Here is a 17,705-nt window from a genome sequence, read left to right as displayed (position 1 = left end):
CCGCCAGCTCGGCGTCGTGCCCGGCCTCAGCTCGACCGCTGAGCGTCACATCGGCGACACCTCGGTGACCAGCGGCCTGACCATCCTAGAGCCCCGGTGGAGCGCTCTCTCGCCCCGGAACGCGGGACAACGCACCCCGGACGACCGCGAGGCGCCGCCTCCCCGGCCGGACACCGCGGTGAGGGCGGTGTCCGGACGGCGGAGGCGGCGCCTCGGAGGAGAGCAGCGGAGCGCAGGACGCGGTCGGCCGGCGCTTCCCGATCAGGCCCGGTGGGCGCCGTGCCCGTCGCGGGGAGGAGCGGTGCGGATCGAGTCCGTCCGGACGTCCGGCTCGATGCTGCCCGCGGCCAGGTCGGCCCCGGCGCGCGCGGCCAGCTGCGGGTCCGTGCGGCGCAGCTCCTCCGCGCTGTCCTCGGCCGCGAGGTCGTGCGCCTCCTGCATGGCCGACTTCGCCCGCAGCGGCGGGGTCTTGAGGAACCACGAGAGCACGAAGGCCAGCAGGACCACGCCCAGCGCGACCTGGAACACGGTCACGGTCGCGTCGTTGAACCCGGTCAGGAACGGGGCCGACAGGGCGCGGTCCGCGGTGTTCAGGAACGACGTGTCCCCGTCGAGCGCGGAGCCGATCGCGGCGGTGTCCTGCGACTGCAGCAGCTTCAGGATCCCGGCGTTGGCCGGGTCCGCGGCGACGGCGGGGTCGGTGGCGGCCCGCTGCAGATCCGCCGCGAGCGCCGGGTTCTTGAAGGCCGCGGCGATGGTGTCGGGGATCCGGCTGAACAGCACCGAGAAGATCACGGCGGTGCCCAGGGTGCCGCCGATCTGGCGGAAGAACGTGGAGGCGCTGGTCGCGACTCCCATGTTCGCCACGTCGACCGAGTTCTGCGAGGCCAGGGTGAGGGTCTGCATCATCTGCCCGAGCCCGAGGCCCAGCATCAGCATCCCGCCCATCATGAAGATCACCGGCTTGTCGATCGTCACGAAGGTGAAGTAGAAGAACGCGGCCGACATCAGGAACGTGCCGACGATCGGGAAGGCGCGGTAGCGGCCCGTGCGCGAGATGATCTGACCCGAGACGATCGAGGCGATCATCAGGCCGAGGATCATCGGCAGCATCAGGAAGCCGGACTCGGTCGGCGTGGCGCCGTTCACCAGCTGCAGGTACAGCGGGATCGCCATCATGCCGCCGAACATGCCGAAGCCGACGAGGACGCCCAGCACGGTCGCCATCGAGAAGGTCGGCGAGCGGAAGAGCTTGAGGGGGATGAGCGCGTCGTCGCCCATCATCCGCTCGGCCGCGATGAAGCCGATGACGCCCAGCGCGCCGACGATGTAGCAGACCCACGCGATCGGCGAGCCCCAGCCCCACTCGCGGCCCTGCTCGGCGATCAGCAGCAGCGGTCCCGCGGCGATGACGACGAGGGAGGCGCCCCACCAGTCGATCCGCACCGAGCGCTTGCCGGCGGGCTTGGGCAGGTGGAGGAACCGCACGACGATGAAGAGCGCGACGGCGCCGATCGGGAGGTTGATCAGGAAGACCCAGCGCCAGCCGGTGATGAAGAGGATCTCGGGGGTGCCGGCGAGCAGGCCGCCGATGAGCGGTCCGACGACGCTGGAGATCCCGAAGACGGCCAGGAAGTAGCCCTGGTACTTGGCGCGCTCGCGCGGGGGCAGGATGTCGCCCATCACCGTGAGCGCGAGCGACATGAGTCCGCCGGCGCCGAGGCCCTGCACGGCGCGGAAGCCCGCGAGGCCGAGCATCGAGGTCGAGAAGCCGGCGAGCGTCGAGCCGATCAGGAACAGCACGATCGCGATCAGGTAGAGCGGGCGGCGTCCGAAGATGTCGGAGAGCTTGCCGTAGATCGGCGTCGCGATCGTCGAGACGATCAGGTAGGCGGTGGTCACCCACGCCTGCTGCGAGAGGCCGTCGAGGTCGTCCGCGATGGTGCGCATCGAGGTGCCGACGATGGTCTGGTCGAGCGAGGAGAGGAACATCCCCGCCATCAGCCCGAAGATGACGAACAGGATCTGCCGGTGCGACATCACGGCGCCGGACGGCGTCGAGGTCGGAGCGGATGGAGCGGAGGCGGAGTCGGCCACGGTGGTCCCCTTGTCTGGCGGACGCGTCCAGGCACGGCGATCCGCCGCAAACGTTGCGTGCTGCGCAAAGTTACACCGCGTGCGGAGAGCGCGACAGAGCGTCCGGCGAGCCTGAACGGGATCTCAGGGCCGCCGTGCCGGGGCCGTGCATCAGGCCGGAGCGGGGACCGCCTCGTCCGCCCAGCCGGCCTCACGGAGCGCTGCGCGGGCCTCGGCTCGGGCAGAGTACGGCGTGCGCACGCCGAGGATGTCGCGGTAGTTCTGGTGCCCAGGACCGGCCCAGAGGATGGCGTCGCCCTCGTGCGCCAGGGAGACGGCGACGCGGATGGCGCGCTTGGGGTCGTCGACCTCGTGGATCTCGGCGTCCGGACGTGCGGCGCGGGCGGCGTCGACGAGGGTGCGCCGGATCGAGGCCGGGTCCTCGAAGCGCGGGTGGTGGTCGGTGACGACCAGCACGTCGCTGCCCAGGACGGCGGCTCCGGCCATGGCCGGGCGCTTGAGCGCGTCCCGGTCGCCGTCGGCGCCGAACACCATGACCACGCGGCCGGGAGTGACCTCGCGGACGGCCTCCAGGGTGCGGGCGAAGGCGTCGGCGCTGTGTCCGAAGTCGACGTACACCGTGGGGCCGCGGTCGCCGGAGACGCGCTCGGTGCGGCCGGGGAGGGAGGCGTCCACTCCGCCGTCGCGGTGCAGCGCGGCGCGGATCTCGCCGATCGGCCGACCGGACTCGATCAGCATCACGATCGCCAGTCCGGCGTTGGCGGCCATGTGGGTGCCGATGATCGGGACGGAGGTCGTGATGGCACGGCCCTCGCGGTTGCCGATCCGGAAGCGGGTGCGGCCGAACTCCTGCTCGAGCACCGTCACGGTCCAGTCGGCGTCGACGCCCGGGAGGGAGGTGATCGTGGTGACCGGCACGCCGGCGACCTCGACGAGGCGCGCGCCCGCGGGGGAGTCGAGCGAGACGACGGCCCGGCGCGCGCGATCGGGCTGGAACAGCTGGGCCTTCTCGCCGAAGTAGGTGTCCATGTCGCCGTAGTCGTCGAGGTGGTCGTGGCTGAGGTTCGTGAAGCCGGCGACGTCGAAGACCACGCCGTCGACGCGGTGGCGGGTGAGCGCCTGGGCGCTGACCTCGATCGCGGCCGCGCCGACGCCCTCCTCCTCCATGCGGGCGACGAGCGCGTGCAGCTCCGTCGCCTCCGGGGTGGTCAGGCCGCTGGTCACCGAGGTGTCGCCGATGTGACGCTCAGCGGTCGAGCTGAGGCCGGGCACGACGCCGAGCTGGCGGAGGATCCCCTCGAGCATGTGGACGGTCGACGTCTTGCCGTTGGTGCCGGTCACGCCGAGCAGCACGGGGGAGCGCTCGGCCGTCCCGTAGACGGCGGCGGCGACGGCGCCCAGGCGGGAGCGGGGGTCGTCGACCACGAGGACGGGCAGACCCGTCGCGCGCGCGGCATCGGCGCCCGCGGTGTCGGTCAGCACGGCGGAGGCGCCGCGGGCCACGGCCTGCTCGACGAACTCGGCCCCGTGGCGGTTGACCCCGGGCAGGGCGACGAAGAGGTCGCCGGGCTCGACGTCGGAGGCGATCAGCGTCACTCCGCTGATCTCGGCCGTCAGGCCGCCCTCGTCGCCGATCTCGAGCGTCCGAGCGAGGGCGGCGAGAGGGACGGAGGGTGCGGTGAGGGGTCGGAGCATGGGGTCCTTCCATCGACGGCTCCGTGGGGGGCCGTGCGGCCGAGGGGGCGGTCGCACACGGAGTCGTGGCTGTCACTCAAGCTAGGGGGTCTGCTTATGTGAATCCTTAGAGGATATGCGCGACCCGCGTGGAGGGGCACGGGTGGACAGAACCGATCGCCGGTGCTTCAGCAGATGCGCAGGAACGGGTCTGTCTAGGCTCGGAGGATGACGTCGAACGAGAACGAGCCGACCGATGGGCGCCCCGTCCGCCGCCGAGCCCTGGTCATCGGGGGTGTGGCCGCCGCGGCGGGCCTGACCGCGCTGGGGGTCGGAGCCGCCATCGGGAACGGAGCGCCGGCGCCCTCGCCGACCCCCTCGACGGCGCCGCCCGCTCCGTCGCCCTCCGCCGCCGCGACCACTTCGGCGCCCACAGCGGAGCCGACCGCCACTCCGACTCCCACACCCACTCCCACCGCCTCCGGGATCGACCTCACCGCGCAGTCCGTCGACGACCCGGCGAGCACCTGGGTCGTCGTCAACAAGCTGCGGACGCTCGCGCCGGTCGACTACGTCCCCGCCGACCTGACCTTCCCCGACGTGCCCTACGTCAACCGGCAGCCGATGCGCCAGGCGACCGCGGACGCCCTCGTCCCGCTCTTCGCCGCCGCCCGCTCCGAGGCCGGCCTCTCGCTGGCGGTGCAGAGCGCCTACCGCTCCTACGACACCCAGGTCAGCGTCTACGCGGGCTGGGTGTCCTCGCGCGGGCAGGCGGGAGCGGATGCGACGAGTGCGCGCCCGGGGCACAGCGAGCACCAGACCGGCTGGGCGGTCGACGTGGTGGGAGCGTCGGGCGCGTGCGCGCTCGAGATCTGCTGGGGCGACACTCCGGAGGGGCAGTGGGTCGGCGCCAACGCCCACCGCTTCGGCTTCCTCGTGCGCTACAAGCCCGACACCACTCCGATCACGGGGTACGAGTCGGAGCCGTACCACCTGCGATATGTCGGGACCCAGCTCTCCGGGTACCTGCACGACTCCGGCATCGAGACGCTCGAGCGCGTCTTCGGCCTTCCGGATGCGCCCGATTACGCGCCGGGGACCACTTCCTAGGCCGTCTAGCGATCACAGACGGACACGATCGGGCGTGACACGCGCCGCTCGTTACCGTACTGTTATTCGGAGCGCTTTCGGAGGCCCGTCTGACGGGTCTCCCACCCCCGCCTGGTGACATAGCCGCTTCCCCTGCTCCCGAGCCCGGTCCCCCGCCGAGCCGCCGACCCGTGAGACCTCTCTGTGCCCCCTCGCTCCACCCGCTCCACCCTGCCCGCCGACCACCCCGCGACCCCCGCGCCGACCCCCGGCGCTCCGCTGACCCGCCGCGAGGCCCGCGAGCGCGAGGGCCGCATCCGGCCCGCCGCGACCGCCGCGAAGCGGAGGGGCACCGGCTCCGCACCGCGCCCGCCCGCCGCGGGGCATCCTTCTTCCGCCCGTCCCCGCGCACGCTGGCGCTCGCCGTCTCCGGCGGGCTCGTCGTCGTGGCCGTCGCGTCGAGCCTGAGCCTCACCGTCGGCACCGGCTCCTCGGCCGAGTCGGCCACCGCGACGCCCTCCGCTGCTCCGACCTCGACCAGCGTCGCCGTGCTCCCCGCGACCACCGCCTCCGCCCGGGTCGTCCTCAGCTCCGTCTCCACCACCTCCGGCACCGTCGCCGGCGGCACGAGCGTGACGCTCGAGGGATCGAACCTCGACTCGGTCGCCACCGTCCGCTTCGGCGAGGCCGAGGGCAGCGTCGCGGTCGACAACCCCGACCAGATCACGGTCACCGCCCCTCCGGCCGACGGAGAGGCAGCGGGCGAGGTCCCGGTCGCCTTCTTCGACGCCGACGGTCAGGCCATCACGTTCGACGCGGTCACCGACTCCGCCGCGGCGGTCACCGTCGACGGGACCCCGGCCGACGCGGTGCAGCCGGCCGTCGACACGTCGGGCGCCGCGGAGGGCACGACGGCCGAGGCCTCGACCGACCTCGCCGCCCCGACCGCGACCGCCACTCCCAGCCCCGCCGCGACCGGCGTGCTCGCCAGCACGAAGGTCGTCGCCTCGGCGATCACCTTCGCCTACACGCCCGACCCGGCGATCGAGGCCGCGAAGGCCCAGGCCGCACTGGACGCGAGCCGCCTGGCCTCGCAGCTCGACTACCTCTCCACCTACTGGAACGACTACAACTCGGCCCAGTACGGCGTGATCTCGGGCAACGACTGCGTCAACTTCACCTCGCAGTCGCTGATCGCCCGCGGCTGGGAGATGGACGGCGAATGGAGCTACTCCTCCTCCGGCGGCTACAGCTCCGCCTGGGCGTCGTCGACAGCGTTCAACGCCTACCTCGCCGCGCACCCCGAGCGCGCGACCGCCATCCCCGACTCCGAGCGGAGCCGGGTGAAGCCGGGCGACATCGTCCAGTTCGACTGGGACGGCTCGGGCGACTGGGACCACACGGGCGTCGTGACCAGCGTCGACGGCGACAGGATCCTCTACTCCTCGCACACCGCCGACAACCACGACCAGAGCATCGACGCGGCCTCCGCCGGCCGGATCATGTTCTGGGGCGTCTGACGCTCGAGGCACCCGCTCCACGCACGACGACGGGGCCGCCACCGCTGATGCGGTGACGGCCCCGTCGAGGTTCCGGTCAGATCACTTCTTGAAGACGTCCTTGACGTCCTCGCCGACCTTCTTGGTGTGGGCCTTGGTCTGGTCGGCCTGGCCCTCGGCCTCGAGGCGCTCGTTGTCCGTCAGCTTGCCGACGGCCTCCTTGGCCTTGCCGACCAGGTTCTCGGCTGCGTTGCGGATCTTGTCGTCTGCACCCATGAGGGGCTCCTTCTGTTCGGTGTGACCATCCGCCGGCGGGTGCCGGGGAAGCTGCGGGACCGGGGTCAGGCGACCCGGTCCTCCTTGGAGAAGCCGGCCCGGGCGCTCGAGGCGACCTCGAGCAGGACCGGTAGGCGGGCGCCGAGCAGGGCGTCGAGCGCGTCGACCTCCTGGTGCACGGCGTCGACCACGGTGCGGGGCGAGACGCCGCCGCGGGGGAGGACGCGCACCTTCAGCGCGGTCTCGGAGCCGTGGCGGTAGGCCGCGACCGTGACGTCGAGGAGCTCCGTCCGCCCGGCGAGAGCCGTCTCGAGGACGTCCTCCGCGAAGCCGGTCGCGATCTCGATCCCTCCGGCGGGCGCGCCCTCGGCCTCGTCGCGGAGGACGGTGCCGGTGCGGCCGTGACCGTGGGCGAAGGCCATCACCAGCGCGAGGACGATGCCGAGGAGGCAGATCCCGACGACGGCGTAGAGCGGCCAGAGGACGGCGGCATCGCTCCAGGCGGTGCCCTCCTCGGGGGAGAGGCGCGAGACCAGGGCCGCGCCCTCGCCGTCGGCGAAGGAGAGGACGGAGTCGCGGACCGGCTGCGAGACGGCGATCAGGACGGCTCCGGCGCTGACCAGCGCGAGCACGAGGCCCACGACGAGCAGGACGAGCCGGTTGACGAAGCGGTTGCTCGTGGTCATCAGATCCTCCCGGAGGTCGAGACGCGGACGGTGGAGCGCGGGGCGGGCTTCGCGCCGATGCGGGCGAGCTCCTCGTCGACGGCGCTCTGCACGGCGTCGCGGTCGACCGCGATGCCGGAGGCGGGGGTCACCTCGACCAGTGCGGTGCGCCGCCCGAGCGAGGCGCGGGTGTCCTCGCGGCGGGAGTGGGCGGCCGTGCGGGCTGCGCGGGCCAGGGAGGAGGCGATCACGCCGTCGTCCACGACCACGGCGAGGCGGTCGTCGTCCACGGTGTGGCGGGCCCGGGCCCCGGGCGCCAGTGCGAGCACCAGCAGGACCAGGGCGAGGACGCCCGCGCCGACGGCCACGCCGATGAGGGCGGGGTTCGCCAGCGACGCGACTCCGACGATCGCGCCCAGCAGGGCGGACGGTGCGGCGAGCAGGGGCGCGGCGCCGAGGATCGCGAGCACCGCCTCCGTGCCGACATAGGCCGCGACCAGGGCGATGAGCACCAGGACGACGATCTGCGCGGCGGAGCGGGACTTGTGGGTCTCGCGACGGAGGTAGCGGCTGTAGCGGGTGTCGGGCGCCGACGGTGCGGGGCTCATGCGACTCTCCTCGTGCTTCGGGTGCGGGTGCCCGCGACCCGGATGTCGATCCGGCTGACGGTGCGCCCGGTCAGCGCCTCCATGCGGGAGGCGATGCGGGTGCGATCGCCGTGCAGGCGCTCGAGCAGGGAGCCGCCGGCCGGGGCGGTGCCCGGCTCGACGACGACCGGCGCGGTCACCGCGAGGGCGAGGCCGCCCCGGTCATCGGAGAGGCGGACGCGGATCGCGGAGACCTCCACGCCCAGCTCCTCGTGGACGATCGCCACGGCGGCGCGCTCGATGGAGCGGACGGTGATGGTGACGGTGCCCGCCACCGGCGATGCGGGACGCGTGTCGAGAGCGGTCACGGCGGGCTCCTAGCGGGAGGTGGTGCGGCCGCGGAACACGTCCACGAGGCTGCGCACGTCGAGGGTGCCGTCGGCGATGCGGGCGATCACGACGCCGAGGGCCATGAAGAGGGCGGTGAGGACGAAGCCCCAGAATCCGAACATCAGGGCCGCGAAGGCGAGGATCGCGCCGACCACGACACCGAGGACGGTGCTGCGGCCGCCGGGGGCGGTGGGCGCGGGGCGCTGGAAGTCGCTCATCGGACGCGGCTCTCGGTGGCCTCGTCGTCCTTGTCGTCGCCGGGGATGTGCACGTCGACGACGGCGACGTTGATCTCGGAGACGGCCATGCCGACGAGCTCGGTGATGGCCTCGGAGACGGCGGCGCGGACGGAGTCGGCGACCTTCTGCATCGGCACGGGGTACTCGACGACGATGGTCACGTCGGCCGCGACCTGGGTCTCGCCGACCTCGACGCTCACGCCCTGGGCGTGGTCGGCACCGCCGACGGCCTGGCGGATCGCGCCGAAGGCACGGGCGGCGTTGTTGCCGAGGGCGAAGACGCCGGGCACCTGGCGGGCCGCGATGCCGGCGACCTTGGCCACGACGCTGTCGTCGATGACCGTGGTGCCCTGGGCGGTGCCGGAGGTCCGGGAGCCGCCGAGGCTCGTGACCGTGTCGACGGAGGTCTTGTCGACGCGGGTGGTGGAGGGGGTGCGCGTGGTGTCGCTCATGAGGTCTCCTGGACGTCTCATCGGCTGCCGTTGCTGAGCAGACCGGGGTCGAAGGCCCGGCGGGAATCCGGTCGGGCTGTGCTTTCATGAGTGAGACGGAGCCCGGACGGCGTTCGTCACGGTGCTCGGTGGACTTTTTCCTGAGCGTCACCTGAGAGGCGGCCCGAGGCCGCGTGAGCGGAGAGGGAGGAGGCGCCGTGGCCGGACTGGAAGCGGCGAGCGACGCGCTGCTCGCCGAGCGCTCCGCCGAGGGCGACGTGCGCGCCTTCGAGGTGCTCGTCAAGCGGCACCAGTCGATCCTCCGCGCCTACGCCTGGCGGCTCACCGGCTCGCAGGCCGACGCCTCCGACGCCGTGCAGAACGCGCTGATCACGGTCTGGGCGCAGCTCCCGCAGCTCAAGGAGCCGGCGAGCGTGCGCAGCTGGATGATGCGGATCGTCAGCCGCTCCAGCGTCGACCTGCTGCGCCAGCGCCGCCCGACCGACGACGTCGACGCCGTGGAGCATCCCCCGGCCCGAGAGCCCGGCCCGTTCGAGGCCGCCGAGCAGAGCGACGCCATGCGGGCTCTCGCGCACGCCCTGTCCGAGCTGCCGGAGTCGCAGCGGCAGTGCTGGGTGCTGCGCGAGGTCGGCGGGGAGTCGTACAACGAGATCGCCGATCACCTCGGTCTCACGGTGACCGCCGTGCGGGGCAAGCTCGCCCGAGCGCGCGAGTCGCTGGTCGTGGCGATGGAGGACTGGCGATGAGGGAGCAGACGCGATGAACGCGGACCAGGGTCCCGGCGACGGGCCGGAGCGCGCGGGGGAGCACGACGTCGTGCTGCCGCCCGCGCTCGAGCAGGAGGCGGACGCGACGGAGCAGGAGGGCGACGGCATCGGCATCGACGAGCTGAGCGACTACCTCGACCGCGGGCGCACTCCGTACGACCCCGCCATCGAGGAGTCGCCGGAGCACCGGCGCACTCTGCGCGCCCTCGAGCGCGTGCGCGCCCTCTCCGGCGCGCTCATCGACGACGACGCCGCACGCCTGCCCGCGCCGGAGGAGAGCTGGTTCGGCTCGATCCTCACCCAGGTGCGCCGCGAGTCGCGGGCCGGACGCGACATCCCGCTGGCGAGCGTCCAGCCCGACGTGGCGCTGACGATCACCGAGGGAGCGGTCCGCGGACTCGTGCGCGAGGCGGGGGACAGCGTCGCCGGCGTGCTGGTCGGCCGCTGCCGCCTGGTCGGCGACATCGCCGAGCCGGGCGCGGAGGTCGTGGTGGAGCTGACGATCTCGGTCTTCTGGGGGGTGCCGATCGCCGAGGCGGCCCAGCAGGTGCGCGAGCGCGTGCACTCGCGGCTGCTGACCCAGACCGAGCTGCGGGTGTCGAGGATCGACGTCCGCGTGGAGGACGTCTACGTCCCCGGGACGGAGGAGTCGTGAGCGGCCTCGAGGCGGCGGCCCCGGTCGATCCGGTGTCCGCGCTCGCTGCGGAGTTGCGCGCCCTCGACGGTGTCGCGACCCTGATGCCGGCCAGGCCCGAGGTGCGCGACGTGCTCGCGCACGCGGCGACGGCGCTGAGCACGACCGGGATCGTGGTCGAGCCGCTGGGCACCGCGAGCGGCGGCACGTTCGCCGATCCGGTCCTGGTCCGCGTCGCGGGGGACGAGGTGTCCGTGGCCGTCGACCTCTGCGTGACCGCGGAGGCGTCCGCGCCGGACGTGGCGCGCGCGATCGGAGCCGCGGTGCGCGAGTGGTGCGTCCGGGTGCATCCGGAGCTGCGGCCGCGGGTGACCGTCCGGGTCGCCGCGATCGACTAGCCGGATCGGGGAGCGGGCGCGGCTGTCCGCAGGGCGGGACGCCTCGCCGTGAGGAGCGGAGCCGGGCCGGGCGGTCCCGTGCTTCTTCGGAGTGCACCGTGCCGACCGGAGCGACGGTGCTGCGGGCCGCCCGAGGTCGGTGTCCGCGCCGTCTCCCCCTGAGGAGCTTCCCGCTCAGGCGAGCCTCCCCGAAGAGCTTCCCGCTCAGGCGCGCTCGGCGAGGAACGCGTCCGTCTCGGCCGCCGTCGGCGCGGACACCGCCGCTCCGGCGCGGGTGACCGAGATCGCCGCGGCCGCGCTCGCCCAGCGGGTGAGGGCGACCAGCTGCTCCGGATCGTCGAGCCGTGCTCCCGTGGCGGCGAGCCGGGCCGAGAAGGCGCCGCAGAAGGTGTCGCCGGCGCCGGTGGTGTCCACGGCCTCCACCCGGAAGGCCGGGGTGCGCTCCGGCTCGCGGTCGCGGACCGCCACGACGACGCCGTCGGAGCCGAGGGTGACCAGCACGAGCGGCACCAGCGCGGTGAGGGCAGCGGCGAGCGCGTCGTCGTCGGCGGCGGTGATGCCGCGATCGGCGGCGAGCTCGCGGGCCTCGTGCTCGTTGACGATCAGCACGTCGAGCACCGCGAGGAGCTCCTCCGGCAGCGGGCCGATCGGGGCGGCGTTCAGGATCGACACCGTGCCGCCGGCGCGCGCGGCGCGGGCCGCCTCCGTCACCGTCGCCGTCGGGATCTCGAGCTGGAGGAGCAGGGCGTCGGCCGCCGCCACCAGGGCCGACTCCTCGGCGGTCAACCCGACCAGGGCGGCGTTCGCCCCGGAGTCGACGACGATCGCGTTCTCCCCGCGCTCGTCCACGGTGATCTGCGCGGTGCCGGTGCGGACGTCGCCGCGGCGGGCGCGCAGCTCCAGCGGCTCCTCGCCGAGGACCGCGACGAGCCGGTCTCCCGCCGAGTCGCGTCCGAGGCTCGTGACGAAGACGGTGCCGGGCTCGGTCCGTGCGGCCGCGACGGCCTGGTTGAGGCCCTTGCCGCCCGGGAAGGTGCTCGCGTCGAGGGCGAGCACCGTCTCTCCGGGGGCGGGGATGCGGGCGACCCGGTGGACGTGGTCGAGGTTGGCGCTTCCGAGCACGAGGAGGGGCATGCCCTCGACGTTAGAGCACGCGCAAGGGGGTCCGCCGCGGGCTCGGCCGCACCTACGGTGGAGGCATGGAAACTCGAATCCTCGGACGCACCGGCGCCCCCGTCTCCGTCGTCGGCCTCGGAACCTGGCAGCTCGGTGCCGACTGGGGGGACGTCGCCGAGACCGACGCCCTCGCCGTGCTCGACGCCGCAGTGGAGTCGGGGGTGACCCTCTTCGACACCGCCGACGTCTACGGCGACGGCCGCAGCGAGCGGACGATCGGCGCCTACCGCGCGGCGCACCCCGACGCGCAGGTCTTCGTCGCCACCAAGATGGGCCGTCGCGCGGAGCAGATCCCCGCCAACTACGTGCTCGACAACTTCCGCGCCTGGACCGACCGCTCGCGCGCCAACCTCGGCGTCGACACTCTCGATCTGGTGCAGCTGCACTGCCCGCCCACCTCCGTCTACTCCGACGACGCCGTCTACGACGCCCTCGACACCCTCGTCGCCGAGGGCGCGATCGCCGCCTACGGCGTCTCGGTCGAGCGCACGGAGGAGGCGCTGACCGCGATCGCCCGCCCGAACGTCGCGAGCGTCCAGATCATCCTGAACGCGTTCCGCCTCAAGCCGCTCGACGAGGTGCTGCCCGCCGCCCGCGAGGCCGGCGTCGGCATCCTCGCGCGCGTCCCGCTCGCCTCGGGCCTGCTCAGCGGCCGCTACACGACCGAGACCGTGTTCGCGCCGGAGGACCACCGCAGCTACAACCGCGACGGCTCCGCCTTCGACGTCGGCGAGACCTTCTCGGGCGTCGACTTCGCGACCGGCGTGGAGGCCGCGCAGGAGTTCTCCCGCCTCGCCGACGACCACGGCCTCGCCCCCGCGGCGGCCGCGCTCGCCTGGATCATCCAGCAGGAGGGCGTCACCTCGGTGATCCCCGGCGCCCGCTCGCCCGAGCAGGCCCGCGCCAACGCGGCCGCCGCCTCCGCCGCGCCCCTCGGCCCCGCCTTCATGGAGGCCGTGAACGCCCTCTACGACACCCACTTCCGCCCCACCGTCCACCCGCGCTGGTAGCCGGCCCTTTCCTCACCGCCGCTCAGTCTCCCGAGAAGGCTCGTTCTCCACTCCGAGAACGAGCCTTCTCGGGCGACTGAGCGCAGCGCCTAGGAGTTCAGCGCCGCGTCCACGATCGTGCGCGCCTCGGCCTGGACCTCGTGTAGGTGGTCGAGGCCGCGGAAGCTCTCGGCGTAGATCTTGTAGACGTCCTCGGTGCCGGAGGGGCGCGCGGCGAACCAGGCGTCCTCGGTGACGACCTTGACGCCTCCGACGGCCGCGCCGTTGCCCGGCGCCTTCGAGAGCTTCGCGGTGATCTCGGACCCGGCGAGGGTCGTCGCCGCGATCGCGTCGCCGTCCAGCTTGCCGAGGGCCGCCTTCTGCGCCTTCGTCGCCACCGCGTCCACGCGCTCGTAGACCGGGTCGCCGAAGCGCCCGGTCAGCTCGCGGTAGAGCGCCGACGGGCTCTTCCCGGTGACCGCCACGATCTCGGAGGCGAGCAGCGCGAGGAGGATGCCGTCCTTGTCGGTGGTCCAGACGGTGCCGTCGAAGCGGAGGAACGAGGCGCCCGCGGACTCCTCGCCGCCGAAGCCGACCGAGCCGTCGACCAGCCCGGGGACGAACCACTTGAAGCCCACCGGGACCTCCCAGAGGCGCCGGCCCAGCGACTCCGCGACCCGGTCGATGATCGAGGAGGAGACCAGCGTCTTGCCGATCGCCGCGTCATCGCGCCAGCCGGTGCGGTGGCGGTAGAGGTAGTCGATCGCGACGGCCAGGTAGTGGTTGGGGTTCATCAGCCCGCCGTCGGGGGTGACGATGCCGTGCCGGTCCGCGTCGGCGTCGTTGCCGGTGAGGATGTCGAAGTCGCCGGCGCGCGCGACCACCGAGGCCATCGCGCTGGGGGAGGACGGGTCCATCCGGATCTTGCCGTCCCAGTCGAGGGTCATGAAGCCCCAGGCCGGGTCGACCTCCCCGTTCACCACGGTCAGGTCGAGGCCGTGCATCTCGGAGATCAGCTGCCAGTAGTGCACGGAGGCGCCGCCGAGGGGGTCGGCCCCGATCCGCACGCCGGCCTTCCGGATCGCGTCGAGGTCGATGATGTTCGCCAGGTCCGCGACGTAGTGCGTGCGGTAGTCGTAGGTCTCGACCGCGGAGGGCTCGGCCGAGGTCACGCCGCGGTTGCCGTCGGCGATGAGCTCGTTGGCCCGGTCGGCGATCCAGGTCGTCGCGTCGGAGTCGGCGGGGCCGCCGTGCGGCGGGTTGTACTTGAAGCCGCCGTCGCGGGGCGGGTTGTGCGAGGGGGTGACCACGATGCCGTCGGCCCGGTCGGTGTGCGCGGGGTCGTTGTTGTAGCGGAGGATCGCGTGGCTGAGCGCCGGCGTCGGCACGAAGTCGTCGAACTCGTCCACGAGCACGCGGACCTGGTTGCCCACCAGGACCTCGAGGGCGGTGGTGAGGGCCGGGCGGGAGAGCCCGTGCGTGTCGGCGCCGATGAACAGCGGGCCGGTGATGCCCTGCTCCGTCCGGTACTCGACGATCGCCTGGGTGACGGCGGCGATGTGGTCCTCGTTGAAGGCCGTGTCGAACGAGGATCCGCGGTGGCCCGAGGTGCCGAACACCACCTTCTGAGCCGGGTCGGAGATGTCCGGCTTCTTCTCGTAGTACGCCCTCACGAGGGCCTCGACGTCGATGAGATCGGAGGCCTGTGCCGGCTTCCCTGCGCGATCGGTCATGCGGACCATAGTGGCAGTCCGGCCCCCTCCAGGGGTACCGCGGCTGGCTAGGCTTGCGCCATGCCCGACAGCGCCCCCGAGACCCGTGCCTACAGCTATCTCGGGCCCAGCGGCACGTTCACGGAGGCGGCCCTCGCGCAGGTCCCGGAGGCGCGCGGACAGCTGTGGCGCAGCGTCGCGAACGTGGGGGAGGCGCTGAGCGATCTGGTCACCGGACGCAGCGACGGCGCGGTGATCGCGATCGAGAACTCGGTCGAGGGCGGAGTGACGGCCGCGCAGGACGCGCTGGCGCGGATCCCGGGGCTGCGCATCGTCGGCGAGTACCTGGTGCCGGTGTCGTTCATCCTGGTCGGCCGCCCGGGGACGAGCCTCGAGGAGGTGCGCACCGTCGCCGCGCACCCCGTGGCTTACGGACAGTGCCGGGTGTGGCTCGACCGCGAGATCCCCAGCCACGAGCACCTGCCCGCCTCCAGCAACGTCCAGGCCACCGTCGACCTGCTGGGCGGATCGCCCGCGGACGCGGCCATCGCCCCTCCCGGGATCGTCGCCCACCACGACGTCGTGGTGCTGGCGGAGCGGATCGGCGACAACCCGAACGCCGTCACGCGCTTCGTGCACGTCTCGCGCTCGCACGCGCTGCCCGAGCCGACCGGCGCCGACAAGACCAGCGTGATCGCCGAGCTCCCGGCCGACCAGCCGGGCGCCCTGCTCGACATGCTCGAGCAGTTCGCGACCCGCGGGGTGAACCTGAGCATGATCCAGTCGCGGCCGATCGGCGATGCCCTCGGCCGGTACCGGTTCGTCATCGACCTCGACGGGCACGTCCAGGACGAGCGGGTCGCCGACGCGCTGATGGGGCTGCGGCGCTTCAGCCCGAAGGTGATCTTCCTCGGCTCGTATCCGCGCGCTGACCGCCGCCCGGTCACCTCCGTGCGACGCTACGACGACGAGGTGTTCCTCGAGGCCCGCGACTGGCTGCGCGGGATCCTCTCCCACGAGCCGGAGGTCGACGATGACCGGGGAAGACGATGACGGGTCGCGACGATGACTGACGACGACGAACGGGTCGACCCGCGCTACGACCCGGCCTTCCAGCGCGGGTTCTCGGGACCGGTGGAGCGTCTGAGAGGCGACGAGCGGGCGTTCGCGAGGCCCGGCTCGGGTGCCGCCCCCGGCGCTCCCGCCGCCACGTCCGGAGCCGCCGCTCGTCCCGCGCTCCCGGAGTCGCGCGTGGTCCGCCCCGGCTCCTCGTCCGTGCCCGGACCGCGCCGCATCATGGCCCTGCCCGACATCGCCGGAGCCGCCGAGGGCCGGCGGTCGCACCGCCTCGGCGCCGAGACCGCGCCCGCACCCCTGCCGGAGCCGGCCGCCGACCCCGCTCCCGCTGCTCCCGCCGAGCCCGTGCGCGAGGCGCCCCTGCTGCGGAACCCGTGGCTCCTCGTGCTCCTGCTCGCCGGCCTCGCGGGGACCCTGATCGGCCTCGCGCTCCTCTACACCGGCTACTCCTCGCCGCCTCCGCCCTACTACGGCGACTCCGACGTGCCCTCGCCCGCGTGGATCCAGCGGCAACTCCTCTACTACTCCTGCATCCCCCTGCTGGGCTGCCTGCCGGCGTCGCTGCTGCTGGCGGTCGGAGTGGCCGCGCTGCGGTGGCGCGGCGTCGTCGTGCGGCCCCGCGCCGAGGAGCCGCGCGAGTCCGCGCAGCTCCTCGAGGCCGAGGCTCAGACTCCGGACGCGCCGAAGAGCAGGCCGAGGAGGTAGGTCACCAGGGCCGCGCCGTAGCCGATCCCGAGCTGGCGCAGCGCCCGGGCCAGCGGCGGGGCGCCTGAGAGCAGCCCGACGACCGCGCCGGTGGCGAGCAGGGCGATGCCCACGAGCACGCAGGCGACAACCACCGCGGCGAGCCCCGTCAGGCCGAGCAGGTAGGGCAGCACCGGGATGATCGCGCCCGAGGCGAAGAAGCAGAAGCTCGACAGCGCCGCGCCCATGCCCGTGCCGATCGACTCGTGCTCGTCGACGTCGGGGTCTCCTGCGGGACCGCCCAGCGTGATGGGGGAGGTGACGGCGCCGCCGCGCAGGCCCGTGAAGACGGAGGCGGCACGCGCGTCGGCCTGCTCCTGGGTCATCCCGCGAGCGCGGTAGACCAGGGCGAGCTCGTTCGCGTCGACGTCCAGATCGGGGACGATGCGGTTCGCGTCGAGGTCCGGGCTGGAGGCCGAGAGCAGCTCGCGCTGCGAGCGCACCGAGACGAACTCGCCCGCGCCCATCGAGAGGGCGCCGGCGAGCAGGCCCGCGATGCCCGTGAACAGGACGACGCCCGTCCCGACTCCGCTCGCTCCCACTCCGAGCACGAGGGCGAGGTTCGAGACCAGGCCGTCGTTCGCTCCGAAGACCGCCGCGCGGAACGTCCCGGAGAGGCGGTTGCGACCGCGCTCGGCGAGCCCGCGGACGACCTCGCCGTGGATCCGCTCGTCGGCGGCCATCGCCTCGGTGGCGTCGTCGTCGTCGGCGTAGGGGGAGCGGGCCTCGGCGCGCTGGATCAGGGCGAGGACGAACACGGAGCCGAAACGGCGGGTGAGGAAGCCGAGGAAGCGCGTGCGGAGGTCCGGGCGGGGCGCGGGCTCCGCCGCGGAGCCGAGCAGCTCGCGCCAGTGCTCCTCGTGGCGTCCCTCGGCCACGGCGAGCGCGAGCAGGATCTCCCGCTCCTCGCCGGAGCGGCGGCCGGCGAGGTCGCGGTACACGGAGGCCTCGGCGAGCTCGTCGGCGAGGTAGCGGCGCCAGCGGCGCACCTGTGCGGGACTGGGGGTGGGGGCGGTGGTCGCCATGCGATCTCCTGGCTCAGGTCCGCCGACCCGCGCGAGAGGACCGGTCAGGACGTGCGTCGACTGACCGAAGGTCTCGTTCGCCCCGGCCGGAGCCGGGGTGGAGCGCCGGGCCCGGATCGTCCCGGACCAGCATGTCGACGCGCCTCGTCGTCCGCTCGGCGGACGGTGGGAACTACTCCCCTTCGCGGGGACCACCGTAGCCGAGATCGGAGGAG

General features: G+C 73.4%; 19 protein-coding genes. 8 read left to right on the top strand and 11 right to left on the bottom strand.

What is annotated here, in order from left to right; all coding sequences use genetic code 11:
- Window positions 1-261: 261 nt before the first annotated feature.
- Entirely contained in the window at window positions 262-2,040 is a 1,779-nt protein-coding gene (locus C5D09_RS12175) for an MDR family MFS transporter (protein ID WP_104226227.1), read from the bottom strand.
- A gap of 207 nt (window positions 2,041-2,247) precedes the next feature.
- Window positions 2,248-3,792, bottom strand: a complete 1,545-nt coding sequence (locus C5D09_RS12170; protein WP_104269404.1) for a Mur ligase family protein — start codon at window positions 3,790-3,792, stop codon at window positions 2,248-2,250.
- A 207-nt stretch (window positions 3,793-3,999) separates the two neighbouring features.
- On the opposite strand from C5D09_RS12170, the gene C5D09_RS12165 reads away from it, so the two are divergent.
- Window positions 4,000-4,881 carry a D-alanyl-D-alanine carboxypeptidase family protein gene (locus C5D09_RS12165; RefSeq protein WP_104269403.1) on the top strand — a complete coding sequence of 294 codons (882 nt, stop codon included), beginning with the start codon at window positions 4,000-4,002 and terminating at the stop codon, window positions 4,879-4,881.
- A 425-nt stretch (window positions 4,882-5,306) separates the two neighbouring features.
- Window positions 5,307-6,380 (top strand): amidase domain-containing protein, encoded by a 1,074-nt coding sequence (locus tag C5D09_RS12160; RefSeq protein ID WP_181135043.1) that lies wholly within the window; start codon window positions 5,307-5,309, stop codon window positions 6,378-6,380.
- 81 nt (window positions 6,381-6,461) lie between these two features.
- On the opposite strand, the gene C5D09_RS12155 is transcribed toward C5D09_RS12160, so the two are convergent.
- The 6 genes from C5D09_RS12155 to C5D09_RS12130 all read right to left on the bottom strand — a co-directional run bounded on the left by C5D09_RS12155 (window position 6,462) and on the right by C5D09_RS12130 (window position 8,968).
- A complete protein-coding gene (locus C5D09_RS12155; RefSeq protein ID WP_104226788.1) occupies window positions 6,462-6,635 on the bottom strand; it encodes a CsbD family protein in 174 nt (57 codons plus the stop codon).
- Between the two features lie 65 nt (window positions 6,636-6,700).
- On the bottom strand, window positions 6,701-7,321 hold the full coding sequence (locus C5D09_RS12150) for a hypothetical protein (protein ID WP_104224951.1): 621 nt from the start codon (window positions 7,319-7,321) through the stop codon (window positions 6,701-6,703).
- The gene (locus C5D09_RS12145; protein ID WP_104226787.1) at window positions 7,321-7,908 is read right to left on the bottom strand and encodes a DUF6286 domain-containing protein; all 588 of its coding nucleotides are present in this window, start codon (window positions 7,906-7,908) and stop codon (window positions 7,321-7,323) included. The genes C5D09_RS12150 and C5D09_RS12145 overlap by 1 nt, the downstream gene beginning before the upstream one ends.
- Window positions 7,905-8,255 carry a hypothetical protein gene (locus tag C5D09_RS12140; protein ID WP_104269401.1) on the bottom strand — a complete coding sequence of 117 codons (351 nt, stop codon included), beginning with the start codon at window positions 8,253-8,255 and terminating at the stop codon, window positions 7,905-7,907. Before C5D09_RS12140 ends, C5D09_RS12145 begins: the two co-directional genes overlap by 4 nt.
- Before the next feature lie 9 nt (window positions 8,256-8,264).
- Entirely contained in the window at window positions 8,265-8,495 is a 231-nt protein-coding gene (locus tag C5D09_RS12135; protein WP_104224954.1) for a DUF2273 domain-containing protein, read from the bottom strand.
- Window positions 8,492-8,968 carry an Asp23/Gls24 family envelope stress response protein gene (locus C5D09_RS12130; RefSeq protein WP_104226785.1) on the bottom strand — a complete coding sequence of 159 codons (477 nt, stop codon included), beginning with the start codon at window positions 8,966-8,968 and terminating at the stop codon, window positions 8,492-8,494. Before C5D09_RS12130 ends, C5D09_RS12135 begins: the two co-directional genes overlap by 4 nt.
- 197 nt (window positions 8,969-9,165) lie before the next feature.
- Between C5D09_RS12130 and C5D09_RS12125 the strand changes: the two genes are divergently transcribed.
- From C5D09_RS12125 to C5D09_RS12115, 3 genes are read left to right on the top strand one after another with little or no spacing between them, the layout of a single operon-like run.
- On the top strand, window positions 9,166-9,714 hold the full coding sequence (locus C5D09_RS12125) for an RNA polymerase sigma factor (protein ID WP_104269400.1): 549 nt from the start codon (window positions 9,166-9,168) through the stop codon (window positions 9,712-9,714).
- A gap of 13 nt (window positions 9,715-9,727) precedes the next feature.
- Window positions 9,728-10,390, top strand: coding sequence for an Asp23/Gls24 family envelope stress response protein (locus tag C5D09_RS12120; RefSeq protein ID WP_104233947.1), 663 nt, complete (start codon window positions 9,728-9,730; stop codon window positions 10,388-10,390).
- On the top strand, window positions 10,387-10,767 hold the full coding sequence (locus tag C5D09_RS12115; protein ID WP_104269399.1) for a hypothetical protein: 381 nt from the start codon (window positions 10,387-10,389) through the stop codon (window positions 10,765-10,767). Before C5D09_RS12120 ends, C5D09_RS12115 begins: the two co-directional genes overlap by 4 nt.
- Window positions 10,768-10,971: 204 nt before the next feature.
- Here the strand turns inward: C5D09_RS12115 and C5D09_RS12110 are convergent, their stop codons facing one another.
- Entirely contained in the window at window positions 10,972-11,901 is a 930-nt protein-coding gene (locus tag C5D09_RS12110) for a ribokinase (protein ID WP_104269398.1), read from the bottom strand.
- 65 nt (window positions 11,902-11,966) lie between these two features.
- On the opposite strand from C5D09_RS12110, the gene C5D09_RS12105 reads away from it, so the two are divergent.
- A complete protein-coding gene (locus tag C5D09_RS12105; protein WP_104226781.1) occupies window positions 11,967-12,953 on the top strand; it encodes an aldo/keto reductase in 987 nt (328 codons plus the stop codon).
- An 89-nt stretch (window positions 12,954-13,042) separates the two neighbouring features.
- Here C5D09_RS12105 and pgm read toward each other — a convergent pair whose 3' ends face one another.
- A complete protein-coding gene (pgm, locus tag C5D09_RS12100; protein ID WP_104269406.1) occupies window positions 13,043-14,665 on the bottom strand; it encodes a phosphoglucomutase (alpha-D-glucose-1,6-bisphosphate-dependent) in 1,623 nt (540 codons plus the stop codon).
- A gap of 60 nt (window positions 14,666-14,725) precedes the next feature.
- On the opposite strand from pgm, the gene pheA reads away from it, so the two are divergent.
- The gene (gene pheA, locus C5D09_RS12095) at window positions 14,726-15,697 is read left to right on the top strand and encodes a prephenate dehydratase (protein WP_104226780.1); all 972 of its coding nucleotides are present in this window, start codon (window positions 14,726-14,728) and stop codon (window positions 15,695-15,697) included.
- Between the two features lie 12 nt (window positions 15,698-15,709).
- On the top strand, window positions 15,710-16,426 hold the full coding sequence (locus C5D09_RS12090) for a hypothetical protein (protein WP_104224962.1): 717 nt from the start codon (window positions 15,710-15,712) through the stop codon (window positions 16,424-16,426).
- Here C5D09_RS12090 and C5D09_RS12085 read toward each other — a convergent pair.
- The gene (locus tag C5D09_RS12085; RefSeq protein WP_104224963.1) at window positions 16,387-17,490 is read right to left on the bottom strand and encodes a VIT1/CCC1 family protein; all 1,104 of its coding nucleotides are present in this window, start codon (window positions 17,488-17,490) and stop codon (window positions 16,387-16,389) included. The two genes, C5D09_RS12090 and C5D09_RS12085, sit on opposite strands and share 40 nt — an antisense overlap.
- Window positions 17,491-17,705: the final 215 nt, after the last annotated feature.

This window comes from Rathayibacter sp. AY1C9 (assembly GCF_002932315.1).
Classification (GTDB): domain Bacteria; phylum Actinomycetota; class Actinomycetes; order Actinomycetales; family Microbacteriaceae; genus Rathayibacter.
This window is presented reverse-complemented; position numbering and strand designations above follow the sequence as displayed.

Bases quoted from the DNA above. Each gene is read 5' to 3' on its own strand.
- pgm (WP_104269406.1), bottom strand. From the start codon at position 14,665: ATGACCGATCGCGCAGGGAAGCCGGCACAGGCCTCCGATCTCATCGAC.
- C5D09_RS12085 (WP_104224963.1), bottom strand. From the start codon at position 17,490: ATGGCGACCACCGCCCCCACCCCCAGTCCCGCACAGGTGCGCCGCTGG.
- C5D09_RS12105 (WP_104226781.1), top strand. From the start codon at position 11,967: ATGGAAACTCGAATCCTCGGACGCACCGGCGCCCCCGTCTCCGTCGTC.
- C5D09_RS12130 (WP_104226785.1), bottom strand. From the start codon at position 8,968: ATGAGCGACACCACGCGCACCCCCTCCACCACCCGCGTCGACAAGACC.
- C5D09_RS12150 (WP_104224951.1), bottom strand. From the start codon at position 7,321: ATGACCACGAGCAACCGCTTCGTCAACCGGCTCGTCCTGCTCGTCGTG.
- C5D09_RS12135 (WP_104224954.1), bottom strand. From the start codon at position 8,495: ATGAGCGACTTCCAGCGCCCCGCGCCCACCGCCCCCGGCGGCCGCAGC.
- C5D09_RS12120 (WP_104233947.1), top strand. From the start codon at position 9,728: ATGAACGCGGACCAGGGTCCCGGCGACGGGCCGGAGCGCGCGGGGGAG.
- C5D09_RS12110 (WP_104269398.1), bottom strand. From the start codon at position 11,901: ATGCCCCTCCTCGTGCTCGGAAGCGCCAACCTCGACCACGTCCACCGG.
- pheA (WP_104226780.1), top strand. From the start codon at position 14,726: ATGCCCGACAGCGCCCCCGAGACCCGTGCCTACAGCTATCTCGGGCCC.
- C5D09_RS12175 (WP_104226227.1), bottom strand. From the start codon at position 2,040: ATGTCGCACCGGCAGATCCTGTTCGTCATCTTCGGGCTGATGGCGGGG.
- C5D09_RS12090 (WP_104224962.1), top strand. From the start codon at position 15,710: ATGACTGACGACGACGAACGGGTCGACCCGCGCTACGACCCGGCCTTC.
- C5D09_RS12170 (WP_104269404.1), bottom strand. From the start codon at position 3,792: ATGCTCCGACCCCTCACCGCACCCTCCGTCCCTCTCGCCGCCCTCGCT.
- C5D09_RS12155 (WP_104226788.1), bottom strand. From the start codon at position 6,635: ATGGGTGCAGACGACAAGATCCGCAACGCAGCCGAGAACCTGGTCGGC.
- C5D09_RS12145 (WP_104226787.1), bottom strand. From the start codon at position 7,908: ATGAGCCCCGCACCGTCGGCGCCCGACACCCGCTACAGCCGCTACCTC.
- C5D09_RS12165 (WP_104269403.1), top strand. From the start codon at position 4,000: ATGACGTCGAACGAGAACGAGCCGACCGATGGGCGCCCCGTCCGCCGC.